A 560-nucleotide genomic window follows, 5' to 3' on the forward strand; every position below is an offset into this window, starting at 1 on the left:
GCTCTAGTACGCGCTGCACCTGCTTGGCGTGCCACGATCCGCCCCGCGCAGTAGGGATGCCTGCCCGGTTCAGTTCATCCGCTATGCCCTGCAAGGTCGCTCCGCTCTGGCGCAACGGCTGCACAATGCCAGCGAGCCTGTACGCCCGCGCTGCGGCGTTCGCCTGGACAGCAGCATTGCGCTTCATGGTCTTGTCCCGCAGCCCGCCCAGGCGCTTGCCCTTGGCCTTTGCAGCCGCAAGTGCGGCCTTGGTCCGCAGGCTGATAAAGGCGCGTTCCTGCTCCGCAAGTGCCGCGTAGATGTGGAGCTGGAAGTTGTCCGCGTGCGGCATCGACGCGACCCGCAGCTTGATCTTCGGATCATCCATCAGTGTGGCGATGAAGGACACCTTGCGGGACAGGCGGTCGAGCTTGCTGACCAGCAGCTCTGCCCCAGTCTTGCGGCACAGCGCCAGCGCCTCCGCGAGCTGTGGTCTGAGCACATCATTGCCCGATTGAACCTCGGTGAACTCTGCCAGCACCTCAAAGGCAGTCTCAACGTAGGTGGAGGTGGACAGAAAC

At 63.9% G+C, this 560-nt stretch carries 1 protein-coding gene; it reads right to left on the bottom strand.

The genetic code is table 11. The annotated features are described in order from the left end of the window. A partial coding sequence (locus AB4091_RS21830; protein ID WP_442295007.1) for a recombinase family protein occupies positions 1 to 520 on the bottom strand: 520 nt, incomplete at its 3' end. Positions 521 to 560 lie beyond the last annotated feature (40 nt).

This window comes from Terrabacter sp. 2RAF25, from assembly GCF_052115265.1.
Classification (GTDB): Bacteria; Actinomycetota; Actinomycetes; order Actinomycetales; family Dermatophilaceae; genus Terrabacter.